Origin of the sequence: Embleya scabrispora, assembly GCF_002024165.1 — a bacterium.
In the GTDB taxonomy this organism is placed as follows: Bacteria; Actinomycetota; Actinomycetes; order Streptomycetales; family Streptomycetaceae; genus Embleya; species Embleya scabrispora_A.
On the sequence record NZ_MWQN01000003.1, the window covers coordinates 289,065 to 306,760 of the forward strand.

Genomic DNA, 17,696 nt, shown 5'->3' on the forward strand with positions numbered 1-17,696 from the left:
CCGACCCTGGCGCGAGGTGCCCGTCACGGCGGGTCCGCGCCCTGGCGGCGGGGATGTGACGGTCCTCGCCGGGGCCGGATGAACGAAGCATGATCGCGGCGTGTTCAATGGCCCGACATGACCCGTGGCAAACTCGTCCGTCCCATCTCGTCGCTCCTCGTCCTGGTGGCGCTCGGCTTCGCGTTCCTGGTGCCGATGCCCTACGTCGTGATCCGTCCGTCCGCGACGCTCGACACGCTCGGCGAGAGCACGGACGGTCCCACGATCCGGATCTCCGGCCCCTCCCCCGTGTACCCGACCACCGGACACCTTCTGTTGACCACGATCGGGGTCGGCGCACGCGGCGAAAAGCACTACCTCGGCTCTCTGTTGCACGCGTGGTGGAACACGGAGGAGGCGGTGGTGCCGAAGGCGTCGGTGTACCCGGACGGAAAATCGGTCGAGAAGGTCGTCGAAACAAATCTTCGGGACATGACCAAGGCGCAGGACAGCGCGACCGTCGCGGCCCTGAAGTACCTGGGTGCTTCGCCCGATCGGATCGAGGTGACCTTCCATACCGGGAAGGTCGGCGGCCCCAGCGCGGGGCTGTTCCTCGCGCTGGGAATCGTGGACAAGCTGACCGAGGGCGATCTCACCGGCGGACGCACCATCGCCGGGACCGGGACGATCGACGACGAGGGCCGGGTCGGCAGGATCGGCGGCCTCCCGATGAAGCTTTTGGCCGCGAAGCGAGACGGGGCAACGGTGTTCGTCCTGCCACGCGGCGAATGCGCCGAAGCCGATCGAGCCGGGAGCGGCGGCCTGCGACTGGTCCCGGTCGAATCCCTCTCCGGCGCGGTGGACGCATTGAACGCGCTCACCAAGGGAGGCGCCGAAGTGCCGTCGTGCTGACTTCGCCTCCGGGCGGGCTCACTCGTCGGTGACGGCCGCGAACGCTGCCGCGCCCCCGGAGAGGGTGTCCGGTCTCCGCGTCGCACACCGAGACCGGGCACCCTCGCTCATGTCCGCGCGGGCCCCTGGAATCGATGGTCCAGGAGCCGTGCGGCAACCACCTGACACACGATCGGTGGTGACGTGACCGGGCGAACGGCGATCACGCCGGTTGGAGTTGCGGTCCCAGTTGCTCCGGCGGCGCGGCCTTCGGGTCCCACACATTGGTGGTCCGCACATAGGCGTAGATGACCGAGGCCATCGCCAGAATGAGCAGTGGTCCGAACAACCACGGGTATCTCGCCATTTCCATCGGCAGATAGCGGTACGACACCAGGAGCGCGGCGAAAACCGTCGCGCCGTGGATGATCAGACGAATTCCCTGCCAGTCCCAGCCGCGGTCGAGCGAGCGCGTTGCGATTTCGATCGTGAGCGCAAAGACCACACCGGCCACAAGGTCCACGCCGTAGTGGTAGCCGAAGCCCAGGGTCGCCGCGAGTGTGGCAATCAGCCAAAACGTTCCTGCGAATCGGATAAACCGCGAGCCCTTGCGAGAGTGAACGAAGATGATGGTGGCCCACGCCGTGTGCAGGCTGGGCATGCAGTTGCGAGGTGTTATCTCGTCGAACTGCATCGGGAGCGGGGTACTCATCGACGGCGGCGTGTTCGGCCACAGGTCGGCCATCGCCCAGAGCCCGCCGTCGGGGCCGTAGGCGAAGACCGGTCCGACCACCGGGAAGATCATGTAGATGCTCGGCCCGAGCAGGCCGATGGCCAGGAAGGTGCGCACCAGATGATGGCCCGGGAAGCGGCGCTCGACCACCACGTTCCGCAGTTGGTACAGCGCGACGACGGCCGCCGCCAGGGGAAGTTGGCCGTAGACGGTGCCGAGGACATGGGAGCTGATCGGGTCGGTGGCCGCAACCATCCGGCCGGCCAGCCACGACGGGTCACCCAGCGCGTGATCGGCGGTCGCCACGTACTGGTCGAGCACGGTCGGGCGGGTCTCCGACGTGATGAGCAGCCAGGTGGCGCCCGTCTTGTGGCCTGCCACCAGCAGCAGCCCCAGTCCGGCGCCCTTCAGCATCAGGACGCGTTCCCGACCGGTGCGGCGCGTGAGAGCAAGAATCGCACAGCCGAAAATCACCCACAACGCGCCGTTGCCGTAGTTCATTCTGGCGTCGACGGCCCACCGCACCAGCCAGAAGACGATGTCGATGCCGATTGCCGCGCTCACCGCGACAAGCCGTTGCCGCCAGGTGAGCACCACCATCATCAGCGTCAAACCGGCATACAGCAGCTGCCCCGAACGGGGGGCGAATACCACCTCGCGCGCTTGAGCGGTGATCGGCCCCGGTAGACCGTAGTGACGTGCGAACATCTCCATGGTGACGAGAAATCCGAGGACCGCCACGCCCACTGCGATCAACGGAACCGCCTGCGGCCTGCGCTGCACGGCGACCCTGATTCTGCGACTTATTCGCGAGGATATTCGCGATATTATGTGTGTCAATTACTTGGCCAATTTATGAGAGTTGAATAACGGATCAAAGTCCACCAGCGCACTGAAGCCGTGCTCCAGTATCGCGGCCGCCCCGGCCCCGGGGCTCTCGGGGGCGTTCAACGCGGTGCGCACATCGGTTGCGGGCCCCGGTCGCCGTGCGCCGTCCGAGGAGCCTTCCCGAGCGGGCCGGGGCGTTTCTGGCGCGTTTGAGGGGCGGTTGGGGTTCGTAACCGGATCCCGGCGGGGTGGTCGCGGACTTCGGGCTTCGGTGAAGTCGGCCAGGCCCTCCCACGTGGGCAAGGTGGTGTTCACCGAGCGGGGCGGCTACCGGCGGGCGGTGACGGAGCACCGTGTGCCGCGGCCGATGTGCCCGAGCCGGCGAACGAGGACCCATGCGCAGCGAGACCGGACCGGGCCGGGGCCGACCCCGGAACTCGCCGCCTACCGGGCCGCCCACCCCGCTCGGACCCGAACACGGGCTTCAGGGCAGCAGGCCGAGCCCCCGCAGCAGGATCGGCAGGGCCGCGACGAGCAGGCCGCAGAGGATTTTCGCGGCGCGGACGATCTGGCGCCTGCCGATGGTGAAGTCGGCTTCGACGGCGATCGTGATCCAGGGCTTTCGTCGCCCCCGCTTGTTCTCGCTCATGTGTCCTCGCTCCTTCGAACACCCGGACCGGTGCCGTACCGACCCGTGTGGGGAGCGTAGGTACGTCGTTCCGGCGCGAGGTAGGCATGATGGCGCAGGAGAAATCGGGGCGAGCGACGTCGAATTCCGGATGATCGGACGCGATGTGCGAGATACGGCGGGAATACGGATTCGACGTTCGGTGCCCTCGATCGGGCCGCGAAACCGCCAATCCGAACCGTGGGGCGGTCAGATCGTCACGACCGCGCGGTAGGGCGGGGGCTCGCCGTCCTCCCCCGGCGCGGAGAGCGAGGCGGCGACCGCGGCGCCGTCGCAGGCCACCCATGCGTGGAATCGGAACGGATCGGGGGCGGCTCCCAGACACCAGTCGAGGCGTCGTCGGTGTGCGGCGGACAACAGGACGGCGGCCAGGGAGATCTCCAGGCATGCGGCGCGCCCGGGGAACCAACGCGCGGTGTGGCGCAGGGCGGCGAGGAATTCCTCGGCCCGGCGCGGGTCCTCCGGGATCGAGGCCCATCGAGCCCGGGTCGCGTGCACCGCGCGGTGTACGACGGCGAAGGGCAGCCGCACGGCGAGCACGGCGCCGAGCAGGGCGACCGGTGGACCGAGGACCGGGCGCCTTGAGGTCATGGGCCGGGCGGGGATCGCGGCGTCCGGGACGGGCGTCGCAGCCGCGCTTCGCGGGGGATTCCCTGCCCGGCCGGGCCCCGCGAGCGGTTCCGCGCGTCGCCGGCGCCCCCCGTCGGGCCGGAGCCGCTCCGCCCACGGGGGATGCTCGGCGGACCCGAAGCGGGCGGCCCACCCGCGGGTCGTCGACGGGGAGGCCGCGGCCGACCCGCTGGGCCCCTCGGCATCGGTCTCCACCAGACCGAAGGCGGTCAACTGTCGTAGCAGCGCGGCGCCGTCCGCGGCGATGTGCTCGCGCGGTCGGTCCGGGTGCCGCTGCGCGACGGCGTCAACGCTCCATGCGAGGCTTCGTCCGGACGACCAGCAGTGCCAGAAGCCTCCGGCACCGGAGTTGAGCACATACCACTGGCCGTCGGCGCGGTTGAGCACGACCACGCTGCCCCCGGGCATCGTCTCGTGGTGCACGTGCGCGGGAATCCTCACGATCGCTCCTCCCGCCGGGCGCGCAACCACACTTCCGTGGCGACGAGTTGGCGGAACGCGCCGAGCGGTACCGCGACGCCCGCGGTGAACCGCGCCAGACTCCGCAGCACCGCCGCCGGTTCGACGACGCCGGAGTCCGCGAGTGCCGAGTCCGCCCACAGGCCCCGTAGCCACGGCTCGGCCCGCCGCACGCCCAGATATTCCTCGCGCGTGTAGTCGCCTTTCGTACGGCGGCCGAGCACGGTGGACGACACCGTGCCGCGCAACGCCGCCGCGAGTAACGGCTTGCCGCCCGCGGGGTCGACGCGCTCCTGCGGCGCGACCGCCAGACAGGCGCGTACCACCCTGTCGTCCAGGAACGGCGCGTGGACGTCGACGCCGTGCCGATGGCCGAGTTCGCGCAAGTGCCGTTGCGCGTCCGCGGAATGGCGCAGTTCGACGGCGGTGGCCAGGTACACGGCCGGCCCACCGCCGTCGAGGTGGCGCTTGTCCTCGGACGCCGCCCGTTCCGCCCGATCCGCGAGCGCGCCCCGCGCCGCCGGTGTCAGCCACGACACGGCCTCGCCGGCCGGCGGCCACCACGTCACGCCGTCGATCCACGAGGCGGGGCCCTCGGCGATCGTCCCCGACCGCAGTGCGACGGCCAGGCGTAAGAGCGCTTCCGCGGCCGATGTTCCGGCCGTGCGCAGCGCCTGCGCCGCCAAGGCCGCGGCGGAGGTGTCGTGGCGTCGGGCCTGTGCCAGGCAGTGCCGGGCAAGCGTGCGCGCGTGCCCGCGGCTCGCGATGTGTGCCAGATACGCGGGAGGCGCGCCCAGCACGGCGTCTCCGCCCTCGCCGGTCAGATGACAGTCGACCGCGCCGACGGCGGCCAGGCGCAGCAACGACCGTCTGCGCGCGAGCATCCCCGGCACCGGTTCGTCGTCGGTCCACCACGTGGCGGGTGTGTGCGTCCGCCGCTCCGGGTCGGCGTCCCGGTCGAACGGAAGTGTGTCGTGGCGGCCCTCGACCACGATGTGGCGCAGCCGGTCGTCCAGTCCGGCGAACCGCCGGGCATGTGCCAGGTCGCCCGCCGGAGCGGCCGGGTGGTGGTACGTCACGCCCGTCACCGTCCCGTCCCCCGAGCGCGCCGCCAGGAACGCCAGTGTGGTCGAGTCGAGTCCGCCGCTGAAGTCGCTTGCCACGGCGCCGGCGGCGCGGCGGGCGGCCACGGCCTCGGTCAGCGCGTCGCGCAGCGTTCGCGCGCCGCGTACGAGGGGGTCGGTACCGAAGGGGCTGTCGGTGCCCTGTACCGCGGGCGGCAGGCCCGGCCGCAGGCGAAGAACCGCCCCGCCCGGTACACGCTCGACGTCGTGGAAGGATGATCGGTGTGCCCACAACGGGGGTACGTGCGCGCAGGCGATCCGCGCGGCGGCGGTGGTGGCGTCGGGTTCGCGGCCGTGCAACCGGGCCAGGAGGTGTGCGTGCGACGCGGCGACCGCCCATCCCCCGGCGCGCGAGACGAACACCGGGTACTGTCCGGCAAGATCGGAGCGAATGCTCACGCCGCCGTGGGTGGCCACGATGCATACGTAGGCGCCGGGCCGATCCAGCCCGCGATCCACGCGGCCTTCGACCCCGTCACCCCGGATCCCCTCGTGTTCGACCATGTCGCGCAGGTCGCGCGCCAGCCCGTCGTCGGACACCAGGCACTGCCCCAACACCACCATGCGCACGTTGCGGTACGCCGCCGAGCGCACCTGCCCCGGCCGCCACGCCCCGTACACGCGCAGCCCCGGCAGGGCCGACCACACGGGGGCACCGGGCAGCCCCAACGATTCGGGGGCGGTCGAGGGTTCGGCAGGCGACCGGGCGGCCCGCTCTCGGATCGCGACGACGAATCCCGGCGCCGCGCCGACCTCGGGGGGCGCGGCGTCGCCGTACGCCGTCGCGGGAGACGGGTTCACCAGTAGAACTGCGAATTCGCGTCCGCCCTGCCGCTGGCGGCGCTGCCCTTGGTGGCCCGGCGCACCGAGCCGACGGCGACGACCATCGGATCCCGGTATGCACCGGTCTGCGGGTCACCGGAGCATGGTGCGGACTCCACGGGCCCGTCGTTCGCCGCCGCGTCGTCGGCGAATTCCGGCGCGGAAGGCTCCGGTGGTTCCGGTGGTTCCGGCATGAGAGCGTCGTCAACCCTGCGCATTCTGCCCAGCCTTCGACTCGTCCGCTCGGGGGCCGCGAAACGTTTTGTCCACCATACAAGCGGCGGTCGACTTTCGACCCCACGTCGGTGGGACCGGGAAATCCCGGACGGCCGGCCCCGACAGGAACCTTCCGGAATGAATGAATCGAACCCCACGGACAGGCGTCAACGCCCAGCCTGAAACGTATTCCGCCGCAGAATCAACGCTTCTCGGCAAAACCCGCGCCCTGAATCCCCAGGATGAGTGCGCCGCGGGCAATGGCTTCCGGGAGCCGACTCGGCTCCAGACGAAAGCGCGGGTGTTTCGCCTCCGGCTCGCGGGGTCCCACCAGTTCGGGACGGGACGCGTCGAGGCGGACCGCGGCCAGTGCGGTGCGGTCGATCGCGGACCGGCAGTCCGCCAGGATCAGGTCGTGCGCGGAACCCAGCGCTCCGCCGAGCAGGACGAGATTCGGGTTGAGCACATTGCACACGTTGCCGAGCACGAGGCCGAGGTGGAACGCCGCCTCACGCAGGACCCGCAGGCACACCTGGTTGCCGGCGCGGGCCTTGTCGGCGATCTGGTAGAGGTCGGTCGGCTGCGCGGCGACCGGCAACTGTCCGAGCCCCGCACGCACGTTGCGGACAAGCGTGTTCGCCCCGATCAGGGTTTCCAGGCAGCCGCGTCCGCCGCACTGGCAGTAGTCGCCGTCCGGATCGACGACGATGTGCCCGATCTCCGCCGCCGACCCGCTGCCGCCACGGATCACCTGACCGCCGACGACCAACCCGCCGCCCACGCCCGTCGACCCCTTGATCCACAGCAGGATCTCCGCGTCGGGATGGCGGTGCACACTCTCCGCGAGAGCGCCCAGCGTCCCGTCGTTGTCCATGGCGACGCGCAACTCGCCGCGCAGCGTACCGGGACGTGCTTTGTCGCGCAGCAGCCGCTCCAACTCCGCGCGCGGCTCGGGCTGATCGCGCCACAGCGGAAAGACCGGAGGTGTCAGGAGCCCGGAGCGCGGGTCGACCGCGCCGGGCACGGCCAGCCCGACGGTCGCCACGTCGTCCAGCGATTCCCCCAGTTCCTCCGCGAGTCCGGTCACCGCCGCGAACACCGCGTTCGACCACGCCTGGACCCCGTGCCTGGCGCCCACGTCGTCCTGCCTGCCGACCGGCGCCAGGTACGGACTGTCGACGCGCCGTGCCACCACCGACGTGCGCTGGAACCCGAGTTCGATACCCACCGCGACACCGGTCAGCGGGTGCAGGCTCACCTGCTGCTCGCGCCCGGAAGCCTGGCGCCGCACCACCTGCTCGCCCTCGAGGGCGTTGAGGATGTTGCCCGCCGTCGCCGCCGCGATACCGGCGTATTTCGCCACGTCGGTCTGGTTCCCGCCGCGGATCATCAGGGCTTGCAGGACCCGGCGACGATTGCCGGCGTCGCCCGCCCTGAGCAGGGTACGGAGATCTGCCACGAATCCCCCCGGTGGGTCGGCGAACGGGCGAGGCGTCGGCGACCGTTCACAGTAAAGACACTTGCGCCCGGGAATCAGGTTAATGCTTCATTTCGTATCCCGAGGGAGTTCGGACCGAACCGTCGAATCCTGCGAAATGAGCGACGTCACTCCTGGAGCAATGTGTCACGGGTCATACCCGAGCATCCGCCGGCACAGCCCGCCCGCCGGACGTTCCGACGCGCCGAACCTTGCTTCGCGTTCCGTCGTCGTGTCTGCGCTAGCGTTCGAATCGTCGATTTCGCCATGAATTGTCATGAAGTGGGGTTGCCCTGATGTCATCGGCCGATACCGAGTTGGACAGACACCGTGAGGCCAACGCCGATACGGCCGTCTTGGCGGACGTGCGGGCGCGGATCGCCGACGCCGGGGTGGAGTTCGTCTACTGCCAGGTCGTCACGCTGACCGGGCGCGTGGTCGGCAAGGTGGTTTCGGCCGGACATCTGGCGCGCGTCGCGGAGCACGGTGTCCGGGCCCACCCCGGGTTCATCGCGGATCTCCAGGTCGACCGGGGCGGCGGCATCCTGTCGGGTGACGCCGAGCGCGGCGAGGTCGTCATGCTTCCGGACCTGGACAGCTTCGGCGTGCTGCCCTGGGACACGCGCACCGGCTTCCTCTTCTGCCGGATGTACGAGCCGGCGCACGCTCCGGGGGAAACGGGCGGCCGGCCGGTGCCGTTGGACGCGCGCGGCAATCTTCGCCGCGTCCACGAAGGGTTCCGCGACCGCACGGGGCTGCGGATGCGCACCGGTTGCGAGCCCGAGGTCACCTGGTCGGTTCCCGGCGTCGCGACATCGCACCGATCCGGTATGGCGCATCCGCTGTTGCAGATCGAGCAGATGGAGCGCTTGCGGCCGGTGTACCAGAAGGTGATCGCGTACGGGCGCGCGCTCGGGCTCGACATGAGCGAGGGCAACTGCGAGGGACCGGGGCAACTCGAACTCAACTGGATGTTCGACCTCGCCGAGCACACCGCGGACCGGCTGATGCTGCACCGGCAGGTCTGCCGCCAGGTCGCGCGCGAGCTGGGCGTCACGGTGAGCTTCATGCCCAAACCGGCGAACGGCGAGCTGGGCAACGGCTGCCACCACAACGTCAGCCTGTGGGAGGGGGAGCGGAACATCCTGGTCGACCCGGCCGTCGCCGGCTTGCACCTCACACCGAGAGGGCGGCACGTACTCGGTGGCATCCTCGCCCACACGGCGGCGAGCACCGCGGTGTTCGCACCGACGGTGAACTCCTACAAACGGCTGTGCGACGACGGCGGATTCGCTCCCGCGCGGGTCGACTGGGGTTTCGACAACAAGACCTGCGCGGTGCGCCTGCCCGACAACGGACGGCTCGAGATCAAGACGCCCGACGCCATGGTCAACCCCTACCTTTCCCACGCCGTGCTGATCGCCGCGATCGAGGACGGCTTGAAGAACGGCATCGACCCCGGCCCGCCCCGCGATCGCGATACGACCGGCCCGACGCCCTTCGGGGCGCTTCCCACGACCCTGAAGGAGGCACTGGACCGGTTCGCCGACGACCCGGTCCCGTCCCGGGGCCTGGGCGCGGACCTGGCCCACCTGTTCCTGCGCCTGAAGACACTGGAGTGGGAGCGCTTCTGCTGCGCGGTCACCGACTGGGAGCACGCCATGTACGGCGAGGAGGGCTGCTGAAGCAGGTCCGCGCATCCGCCTCCAGGCGCCCGACCAGGGCGCTCGCGAGGCGGTCGGCGGCCGGCCGGCTGTGCTCCAGGAACAGGGACGGTTCGATGAGTTCGCACTCCAGCAGCAACGGCAGATCGTCCGGCCCGCGAACCAGGTCCACCCGCACGTACAAGGGGGTGCCGAAGCGTCGCGAGACGGACCGCACCACCGACTCGGCACAGGCGAGTTCGGCCGGATCGGGTGTACGAGGTTCCACCGCGGCCGTGGTGAACAGCCCTTCCTCGGCGATCTCGGCACCGACGCGCAGCACGGCGCCGCGTCGAACGGTATGGCTGTACGCGCCGTCCAGGAACATCAGCGAGGTCTCACCGTGCGCGTCGACGGAGCGCAGATAGGGCTGGGTGAGCACGGTGCGGCCCTGCCGATGGAGTGCCTCCACATGGGCGCGGGCTCGTGCCTGTTCGGTCGGTCCGGGGCCGTAGCGGGCGGTGTCCCGGGCGCTGCACGAGATGGACGGCTTGACCACGTACTCCTCCGCGTCGGGTGGCGCCCACGGGTGCCCGGGGTACGTCCACGTGCCGGGCACGATGGGCACACCGTCCCTGCCCAGGTCGCTCATGTAGCGCTTGTCGCTGTTCCATCCGACCATGGCCAGTGGATTGAACAGCCGCACGGCGCCGGTCGTCCTGGCGGCCCAGGCGAGGAACTCCTCGTAGCGCAGGGGGTAGTCCCAGGTCGAGTGCAGCACGACCGCGTCGAATCGTCTCCAGATCACCCAGGCATCCCACGCCACGGGCACCACCTGCACGCCCAGCCGCTCCAACGCGGCCGCGGTGTGCGGGAGATCCTTGTCCGGCTCGTCGAGATCGCATGTCGCGAGGGCAACGCGCAGCATGATTCTCCTTCTTGATGCGCTCGGGAGCCTCCGGTCACCGGGTTTCGTCGACCGCGCGGCCGAGGATGTCCAGGCCCTCACCCAGTTCGTCGGGAGAGATCGTGAGCGGCGGCAGCAGTTTGACGACCTCGCTCCGGGTGCCCGACGTCTCCAGCAGCAGACCGAGTGCGAAGGCCCGGGAGCAGACCTTGGCGGCCCGGGTGTCGTCGGCGAATTCCAGCCCCCAGACGAGGCCGCGGCCGCGGGCCTTCGCGTTGCCGGCGGCCGTTTCGTCGAGGCCGGTCAGGAACTCCTCGACCCGCTCGCCGTGCGTCCGCGTCTGCTTCTCCATGCGATCGTCCGTCCAGTACGCGGACAGGGCGGCGGTGGCGGTGACGAAGGCCGGGTTGTTGCCCCGGAAGGTCCCGTTGTGCTCGCCCGGCTGCCAGATGTCCAACCCGGTCCTGAACAGGCAGAGCGACATCGGCAGACCGTAACCGCTGATGGACTTCGACACGGTGACGATGTCCGGGACGATACCGGCCGCCTCGAAGGAGAAGAACCCGCCCGTGCGACCGCAGCCCATCTGGATGTCGTCGACGATGAGCAGTATGTCGTACCGCCGACACAGGTCCCGGAGCGCGCGCAGCCACTCGGCGCGGGCCACGTTGACGCCGCCCTCGCCCTGCACGGTCTCCACGATCACCGCCGCCGGCACGTCCAGCCCCGATCCGCGGTCCTCCAGAAGGCGCTCGAACCACAGGAAGTCGGGAATCGTGTCGTCGAAGTAGTGGTCGAACGGCATCGGCGCACCGTGCACCAGCGGGATACCGGCCCCGGCGCGTTTGAACGCGTTGCCGGTCACGGCGAGTGCTCCGAGCGACATGCCGTGGAAGGAGTTGGTGAAGGAGACGACACACTCGCGTCCCTTGACCTTGCGGGCGAGCTTCAGCGCCGCCTCGACGGCGTTGGTGCCGGTCGGGCCGGGGAACATCACCTTGTACGGGAGGTCGCGGGGCCGCAGGACCACGTCTTCGAAGGTCTCCAGGAAGGCGCGTTTGGCGGTGGTGGCCATGTCCAGGCCGTGCGTGATGCCGTCGCGCTCGATGTACTCGATCAGCGCGCGTTTGAGCACCGGGTTGTTGTGGCCGTAGTTGAGAGAACCGGCACCGGCGAAGAAGTCGAGGTACGACCGACCGTTCTCGTCCGTGAGCCGAGCGCCCTGTGCGCAATCGAATACGGCGGGCCAGGTGCGGCAATAACTCCGCACGTTCGACTCCAGCCTCTCGAAAACGCTCATGATGGGCCACCTTTCGTCTACCCACACCGGGCGGAGCCGGGGGTCCGTCCGCCGGCCGGCCGGAACGAACCGGCGAAAGGCCGCGGCGGCGATCAACACGCAGGGGCACCTCCCAGACTGGTACCAACCGGTTGCCCCCGCTCGCCGCACTACCCCATTCGAGTGAGGCCCCTGACCGCCCAAGGGCTGCGGGTGAGCGAGCCTGCCCGTAAACCGCGCGGGCCGGCGTGCCGAAGCCCCGCCAGGGCCGTACCGGCGAACGAGATTCCCACCCCGGTCCGGGGAGCGGCCGACGACGAGGACGAAACGCCGCCCCAACTCCCCGCAGCCGAGGGCCCGTTGCCCGCCGGCTGGGTCGGCCGCCGTCCGGTGGCGTGGGAGACCACGCTCTTGCGATCGGGGTCGAGCACGGCGTTGACGTCGGCGAGGTGGGCGACGCGGCGAGTACCGACCCGGCCGAGCGGTCCGCGCCGGTCGACGTGCTGCGCGGCTTCGAGACGACCACCCGTGAACGCTGCGAGGTGTTGTGCGTTCAACGCGAGTACGCCCACGACTTCGCCGCCACGCTGCGCGAGCACACCGCCGCCCTGACCCGCACGGCGTCACGGCGTCACGGCGTCACGGCGTCACGGCGTCAGCACGATCTTGCCGCGGGTGTGGCCCGAACGGCTGGCGTCCCAGGCCGTGCCGACCTCCTCCAAGGGGTACGTGGCAGCGATCTCCACGGTCAATCTCCCCCGGTCGACCAGCCCCCCAGTTCGGCGAGCTTCGCGCCGTCCGGGCGCACCCAGATCCAGTGGCCGCCGTGCTCGTCCACGCTGTTGTCGGCGGTGGACGCATGCCGCCCGCCGGGCGCCAGCACCGCCAACGTCGTGTGCAACTGCCCGCCGACGAAGTCGGCGACGGCCGTGACGCCCTCCGGCGCCAATTCCCGGACCCTCTCGGCCAAGCCGTCCCCGTACACGACGGGTTCGCCCCCCAGCCCACGCACGAAGTCGTGGTTGCGCTCGGACGCCGTCCCGATGACTCGCGCTCCGCGCTCGCGCGCGATCTGAACCGCGAGACTCCCGACCCCTCCTGCCGCCGCGTGGATCAGCAGCGTCTGTCCGCCGCCGATGTCGAGTCGCTCCAGTGTGCGCAGCGCGGTCAGACCGGCCAGCGGCAAGCCTGCCGCCCCCGCCCAGTCCAGTGCCGCCGACTTGCGCGCCACGGAGCCGGCCGGCACGGCCACGAGTTCGGCGTACGTGCCGCCGTGCACCATGTCCTTGCGGGCATACGCCATGACCTCGTCGCCGATCTCGAACTCCGGCGTGTCGGGCCCGCGCGCCACGACGACCCCGGCGACGTCCCATCCCGGGATCACCGGGAACACGGCGTCGAGCATGCCGTCGAGCCCGCCGGTCATCAGTTTCCAGTCCACCGGATTGACCCCGGCCGCCCGCACCGCGATCAGGACTTGCCCCGGCCCGCACTTCGGATCGGACACCTCCCGCACCGACAAGCCGGAGTTGTCGGTGCCATAGGCGTCGTACGCCACCGCTCGCATGCGAAGGGCCCTCCCTGTCGGACGTCGCGGGGGCGCCGCCGGTCGTGACGGTGGACACCACCCGCTCGAATCGCCCGCGCTTACCCGGGTCCTCGCCCACCCAATCGCCCCACGCTTGCTCGCGTGGCGGATTCACTCGGTCGGCGAGCCCGCCGAGCCGGTCGATCGGGTGTGAGGTTCATGATCCGCGCGTGAGGCGGATCGACCCGGGCGGTGGGAAAGACCGCCCGGAGCCCGTGCCCGTCGGGTCGTTCGACGGGACTCCGGACTCCGGGCGACGTACCGCGTCACCGAGGCGACGACGTACCCGACGGCGCCGGCCGAGCTAGCTGCACGTCTTGCCGATGGCGCGCGGCGGACAGTCGGCGTAGTCGAGCAGGTGCAGCACCGCGTTCTTGTTCCGAGTGGTCTCGCGCGGGATCACCTCGTCGGGCGGATAGAAACCGCCACCGCCGGAACGGGGGTACATCTCGAAGGTGTAGGCGTAGATTCGCTGGTCGCCCCAGAGCCAGTCGTCGATCGTGCCGTCCGTGATGTAGAGGTCGGACGACTGCTCGGGGGTGTAGCCGTTGGTCGCGGCCATCGCCCGGCCGATCGTGGCGAACGTGTTGTACTCGTCGAGCGTCATGCCCGGTACGACGTTGGTGTAGGTCCAGCCGAACGGCCACAGCACCAGTTCGCTGTAGGTGTGGAAGTCGATCGCGGCCGTGATCTGCTGCTTGCCGCCGATCCTGCGTCCGCGCACCCAGTCGGCCATCGCCTTGACCTCGGGCGACGACTCGGCTCGCGGACCTCGATAGGTCTCACTCGACGGGACGGGCGAGGAACCGTTGCAGCAGCCGAACTTGTAGTTCCAGTTCCGGTTCAGGTCGGTGCCGACGTTGCTCGAACCGGCGTTGGGCTGACGGTTCTTGCGCCAACTGCGGTACGCGCCGGTGGCGATGTCGAACTCGCCGCCGTCGGGGTTGACGTCGGGCATGATCCAGATCTCGCGGCTGTCCACGAGCGACTTGATCCGGGCGTCGTTCGCGTAGCCGTCGCCGAGCAGCTTGATCAGGTAGAGCGCCATCTCGACGGTCAGGTGCTCACGGGCGTGCTGGTGGGCGGTGAACAGCACTTCCGGCTCGTTCTCGTCCACGGTGGGATTGTCGGAGATCTTCAGCAGATACAGGTCGCGCCCCTGATAGGTGCGGCCGATCACCTGTTTGGTGATGATGTCCGGATGGTTCGCGACGGCCTTGTCCAGCTCGGTGACCATCTCGGCGTAGTTGTGGTAATTCGAATCGGACGGCGGGAAGTCGAACGCGTGCGCGTCCGTCTCCGGCGTGCGCGCCGACGACGCGTCGACGCGGAATCCGAGTGCCCTGATCCGACGGACCTCGGACGGCGTCGCGGTGATCACGAGTCGACTGTCGTCGACGCCGTCGATCGAGGCGCCGGTGCCGGCGACGGCGGTGCGCTGCTCTGCCGTGCGCACCCCGGCAACCTGGTATTCGGCCCCGGACTCGACCTTGTCCGTGCTCGAACTACCCTGTCCTACAGCCGAGTTGGATGTGGCGGTCAACAGCACGACCGCGCCGGCGAGCGCGCCGGCCACTGCCGACATACGCCTTCTCCCGCCGACCGATGTCCGTGTTCGTGTTCTCTTCACGCATGCCTCCTGATGAGGGCGGCGTCGGCATTCCCCGACGCCGGAGGGGGTTTCCTCGCGTGCGGACGACCGCCTCCGCGGTGAGGGCCGGGCGGCAGTCGAGATTGCGTCTCCGAACAACGGTGGGGCGTCACGGCCCGAGGGCACAGCCGAATCGACGTGGGGACGAGGACCCGGTGACATCGGTTGCCGGCGGCACGGCCGGAAGCCGAACACGAACGCGCGACCGAAGGTCGGAGGGGACGAACGCGCGCTGTACGGGAAACCACTTCCCGCTCCCGGCCCCGGTCCCTCACGAAAGCGTTTCGCGGGTCGCGGACCCGGTCGACGCGGGAAGCCGTCGTTGCCGGGGTGGAGTTCCGGACTCGTCGTCCGACGCGGGCGGCGGAAGCCGGAGGAAAAGAGGGTGCTGTGAGATCGACCGTCGGACGGTCACGTCGCATTGTGTCCGATACGCGACACGTGGACAGCCATAAATCGAGCCGAACCCACGGCCGGAATCACCGGCGGCCGGACCGACCGCCCCGCTTACCCTGCGGCGGCGAAACGGGTGCGGACCGGCCACCGGAATCCACCCGGCGCACCGTGCCCTGCGGTGATGCCGGCGTCGACACCGACCGACGTCACACACCGCCACCTCCACACCGCACGCGCACTCTCGCGCCACACCCCCGCGCGGCGAAACCACGTGTCCGTTTCCCACCGGCCGAACGCGAATCCCGTCCTCCGGCGCGGCGTTGCCCTCCCGCGGGAGTCGCGATCGGCCGGCTTGCCCGAGTCGGCCAAGTACAGCACGCTGGGCCTCGGGCACGTGGGCCGACTGCGAGCCCGGATCGCGCATCGATGAGTTTCCCGCGTCGCGCCGGTCCATACCCCGGACACCCCCGGACGGAAGGCCGCGCCATGCGGAAACTGATCTATGGCATGAACTCGACCCTGGACGGCTACATCGCCGCGGCCGGCGACGACATCGGCTGGGGCGGGCCGCGGAACGACGAGTTGTTCCAGTGGTGGCTCGACCACGAACAGGCGAGTGGCTTGTCGCTGTACGGGCGCAAACTGTGGGAGACGATGAGTTCCTACTGGCCGACCGGCGACCAACAGCCCAACGCCACCCCGGCGGAGATCGAGTTCGCGCGGAACTGGCGCGACACGCCGAAAGTGGTGTTCTCCTCGACGATCGAACACGTCGACTGGAACACCCGCCTGGTCACCGGCGACGCGATCACGGAGATCACCGGGCTCAAGGCAGAGGACGGTGGCCCGATGACCATCGGCGGCGCAACGCTCGCCGGGACGGCCATGCGCGCCGGGCTGATCGACGAGTACGTGATCGCCACCCATCCGGTTCTGGTGGGCGGCGGCACGCCGCTGTTCACCGCGCTGGACAACTGGGTGAACCTGAAGCTGGTGGAGACGAGGACGGTTCCCGGCGGCGTGGTTCTGACCAGGTACGAGACGAGGCGCTGAGCACCACCGCCGACGCGCCGGCCCTGCGGTAAGCCGGCGCGGACCGGTTCGCGGCGATCGTTCGCCCGTGTCCGGATGTACCGCCGTCGCAACGAACACGGGGGGGTTGGGCACCACCGGACTCAGGGCGTCTCCTCCAGGCGGCGGCGTTCCTCGGCGGTCCACTTACGGGTGTCCCTCGGGCGGACATACGGTTCCCGGCCCTCGGGAAGCCCACCGGCGATCGCGCGTCGCCGGGCGAGCTCGGCGTCGAACTCCAGCCCGAGCAGGACCGCGAGATTGGTGATCCACAACCACACCAAAAAGATGATCACGCCCGCGAGCGTTCCGTACGTCTTGTTGTAGGAGGCGAAGTTCGCGACGTAGAAGGCGAACCCGGCGGAGGCGAGCATCCAGATCACCAGGGCCACGAGGCTGCCCGGGGTCACCCACGCGAAGCCGCGACCGGCGGCGTTCGGCGCCGCCCAGTACAGGATCGCGATCATCATCGTCACGACCACGACCAGGATCGGCCACTTCACGATCGACCACACCGTCAGCGCGCCGTCGGCGACACCCAGCGCGGTACCCACGTGCCGAGCCAGAGCACCGGTGAAGACCACGATCAGCGCGCTCGCGCACGCCAACAGCATCAGGACGACGGTCAGACCGAGCCGCAGCGGAAGGATCTTCCACACCGGCCGGCCCTCGGGCATGTCGTAGACGGCGTTGGAGGCCCGGATGAACGCGGCGACATAGCCGGACGCGGACCACACGGCGACCGCCAGACCCACGACCGCCAGCACCGAGCCCAGACTGCCGTCGTTGCGCAACTGCCGCACCGCGTCGCTGATCACGTCACGGACCGAACTCGGCGCCCAGGTGTGCAGATTGTCCAGCACCTGCTCGGTGGCGGACTCACCGGCGACACCCAGGAGGGAGACCAGCACCAGCAGACCCGGGAACAGCGCCATGACGCTGTAGTAGGTCAGGGCCGCAGCCCGGTCCGAGAGTTCGTCGTCCCTGAATTCCTTGACCGTACCGCGCAGCACCGCCCACCAGGCGCGTTTGGACAACTGGGTGGGCTCGGCGGGCTCTCGTTCCTCGACCTGCTCGGAGGGCCCCACCTCGATCGCATGATCGGCGTCGTCCCCTTGGCGTCCGTGTCGCGGTGCGCGTGTCATATCCGACGGATTTCCGCTCCGGCCCGCCTCATGCCGGGTTCGACGGCCCATCCTGTACGCCCCGGCGACCCGACGTGTTTCCCCGCTCGCGTCCTCGGGGGCAATGTCGCCTCCCGGAGACGGTGATGCCCCGCGGCAGCCGGACTCGCCGACACGTCGCGCGCGGTAA

Annotated in this window: 15 protein-coding genes; 3 read left to right on the plus strand and 12 right to left on the minus strand. The window is 70.0% G+C overall.

From position 1 onward, the window contains the following. The first annotated feature begins 117 nt into the window (after nt 1–117). The gene (locus B4N89_RS37065; RefSeq protein ID WP_078980964.1) at nt 118–891 is read left to right on the plus strand and encodes a S16 family serine protease; all 774 of its coding nucleotides are present in this window, start codon (nt 118–120) and stop codon (nt 889–891) included. Between the two features lie 202 nt (nt 892–1,093). Here B4N89_RS37065 and B4N89_RS37070 read toward each other — a convergent pair whose 3' ends face one another. The 6 genes from B4N89_RS37070 to B4N89_RS37090 form a co-directional block, all read right to left on the minus strand. Beyond that, nucleotides 1,094–2,344 carry a phosphatase PAP2 family protein gene (locus B4N89_RS37070; RefSeq protein ID WP_235619249.1) on the minus strand — a complete coding sequence of 417 codons (1,251 nt, stop codon included), beginning with the start codon at nt 2,342–2,344 and terminating at the stop codon, nt 1,094–1,096. Between the two features lie 571 nt (nt 2,345–2,915). Further along, a complete protein-coding gene (locus B4N89_RS50250; protein WP_161500952.1) occupies nt 2,916–3,080 on the minus strand; it encodes a hypothetical protein in 165 nt (54 codons plus the stop codon). A 228-nt stretch (nt 3,081–3,308) separates the two neighbouring features. Further along, complete coding sequence (locus B4N89_RS52020; RefSeq protein ID WP_235619167.1) at nt 3,309–4,190, minus strand: lasso peptide biosynthesis B2 protein; 882 nt, start codon at nt 4,188–4,190, stop codon at nt 3,309–3,311. Then, on the minus strand, nt 4,187–6,133 hold the full coding sequence (locus B4N89_RS37080; RefSeq protein ID WP_078980965.1) for an albusnodin/ikarugamycin family macrolactam cyclase: 1,947 nt from the start codon (nt 6,131–6,133) through the stop codon (nt 4,187–4,189). Before B4N89_RS37080 ends, B4N89_RS52020 begins: the two co-directional genes overlap by 4 nt. Next, entirely contained in the window at nt 6,130–6,348 is a 219-nt protein-coding gene (locus B4N89_RS37085; protein ID WP_078980966.1) for a hypothetical protein, read from the minus strand. Before B4N89_RS37085 ends, B4N89_RS37080 begins: the two co-directional genes overlap by 4 nt. A gap of 224 nt (nt 6,349–6,572) precedes the next feature. Further along, nucleotides 6,573–7,829: an ROK family transcriptional regulator gene (locus tag B4N89_RS37090; protein WP_143658218.1), complete on the minus strand. Its 1,257-nt coding sequence runs from the start codon at nt 7,827–7,829 to the stop codon at nt 6,573–6,575. Between the two features lie 314 nt (nt 7,830–8,143). Between B4N89_RS37090 and B4N89_RS37095 the strand changes: the two genes are divergently transcribed. Next, the gene (locus B4N89_RS37095; RefSeq protein ID WP_078980968.1) at nt 8,144–9,532 is read left to right on the plus strand and encodes a glutamine synthetase family protein; all 1,389 of its coding nucleotides are present in this window, start codon (nt 8,144–8,146) and stop codon (nt 9,530–9,532) included. On the opposite strand, the gene B4N89_RS37100 is transcribed toward B4N89_RS37095, so the two are convergent. The 5 genes from B4N89_RS37100 to B4N89_RS37115 form a co-directional block, all read right to left on the minus strand. After that, complete coding sequence (locus B4N89_RS37100; protein ID WP_078980969.1) at nt 9,489–10,418, minus strand: ATP-grasp domain-containing protein; 930 nt, start codon at nt 10,416–10,418, stop codon at nt 9,489–9,491. The two genes, B4N89_RS37095 and B4N89_RS37100, sit on opposite strands and share 44 nt — an antisense overlap. A gap of 34 nt (nt 10,419–10,452) precedes the next feature. Next, nucleotides 10,453–11,697 (minus strand): diaminobutyrate--2-oxoglutarate transaminase, encoded by a 1,245-nt coding sequence (gene ectB, locus B4N89_RS37105; RefSeq protein WP_078981555.1) that lies wholly within the window; start codon nt 11,695–11,697, stop codon nt 10,453–10,455. Between the two features lie 626 nt (nt 11,698–12,323). Next, nucleotides 12,324–12,494: a zinc-binding dehydrogenase gene (locus tag B4N89_RS52025; protein ID WP_235619250.1), complete on the minus strand. Its 171-nt coding sequence runs from the start codon at nt 12,492–12,494 to the stop codon at nt 12,324–12,326. Then, nucleotides 12,425–13,243 carry an NADP-dependent oxidoreductase gene (locus tag B4N89_RS37110; RefSeq protein WP_235619168.1) on the minus strand — a complete coding sequence of 273 codons (819 nt, stop codon included), beginning with the start codon at nt 13,241–13,243 and terminating at the stop codon, nt 12,425–12,427. The genes B4N89_RS52025 and B4N89_RS37110 overlap by 70 nt, the downstream gene beginning before the upstream one ends. A gap of 325 nt (nt 13,244–13,568) precedes the next feature. Further along, nucleotides 13,569–14,849 (minus strand): M14 family metallopeptidase, encoded by a 1,281-nt coding sequence (locus tag B4N89_RS37115; protein ID WP_101897471.1) that lies wholly within the window; start codon nt 14,847–14,849, stop codon nt 13,569–13,571. Nucleotides 14,850–15,797: 948 nt separating this feature from the next. Between B4N89_RS37115 and B4N89_RS37125 the strand changes: the two genes are divergently transcribed. Continuing rightward, nucleotides 15,798–16,364: a dihydrofolate reductase family protein gene (locus tag B4N89_RS37125; RefSeq protein WP_078980971.1), complete on the plus strand. Its 567-nt coding sequence runs from the start codon at nt 15,798–15,800 to the stop codon at nt 16,362–16,364. Nucleotides 16,365–16,486: 122 nt separating this feature from the next. On the opposite strand, the gene B4N89_RS37130 is transcribed toward B4N89_RS37125, so the two are convergent. Beyond that, nucleotides 16,487–17,527 carry a YihY/virulence factor BrkB family protein gene (locus tag B4N89_RS37130; RefSeq protein WP_078980972.1) on the minus strand — a complete coding sequence of 347 codons (1,041 nt, stop codon included), beginning with the start codon at nt 17,525–17,527 and terminating at the stop codon, nt 16,487–16,489. Between the last annotated feature and the right edge of the window lie 169 nt (nt 17,528–17,696).